The sequence below is a fragment of the Paraburkholderia sediminicola genome (assembly GCF_902859805.1).
In the GTDB taxonomy this organism is placed as follows: domain Bacteria; phylum Pseudomonadota; class Gammaproteobacteria; order Burkholderiales; family Burkholderiaceae; genus Paraburkholderia; species Paraburkholderia sediminicola.
The window spans coordinates 1-691 of record NZ_CADIKC010000038.1 but is presented as its reverse complement, the minus strand read 5'-3'; the positions used below and the strand labels follow the sequence as shown (position 1 = coordinate 691).

The window sequence follows — 691 nt, the reverse complement described above, 5'->3', positions numbered from 1 at the left end:
CGTTCACGGCCGGCCGTCAGTACACGTCGTACTACACGCTGCTGTCGCCGTATAGCCCGACCACGTGGCTGACGGGCGCATACGGCGCGCACCCGGGCGATATCGATTCGCTGGATACGCTGTACCGCGTGAATAACTCGCTGGTGTACACGTCGCCGAGCATGTACGGCCTGACGGTGAGCGGTTCGTATGCGCTGGGCGGCGTGGCGGGCAGCACCAATGCCGGTTCGACGTATAGCGCGGCGATCCAGTACCTGAATGGTCCGTTCGGGATCGCGGCGGGCTACCAGCGCATCAATAACGCGGCGTCTGGCGGCGGTGCATGGGACGCTAACTCCACGACGTCGAATGCGGGTGCGCAGGCGGGTGTGTCGGGCATCAACAACGGCTACCAGACGGCGCAGGCGCAACAGCGCGTTGCGGTGACGGGCGGCTATGCGTTCAGCGCGCAATGGGACGTCTCGTTCTCGTACTCGAACGTGCAATACATTCCGGGCATCAACTCGAAGTTCCACAACGAGGCGATTTTCAACACGGCTGGCGCAGTGTTGCACTTCAAGCCGCTGACGGTGCTGGATCTGGCTGCCGGCTATAGCTATACGCGCGCAACGCAGTCGAATGGCATCTCGAGCTCGGCACGCTATCAGCAGTTCAACCTCTCGCAGTACTACAGCCTCTCCAAGCGCACTGG

Annotated in this window: 1 protein-coding gene; it reads left to right on the top strand. The window is 62.5% G+C overall.

Annotation, left to right across the window (positions count from 1 at the left end; all coding sequences use genetic code 11):
* On the top strand, positions 1-691 hold a 691-nt coding region (locus R8871_RS38315), incomplete at both ends, for a porin (RefSeq protein ID WP_175055084.1).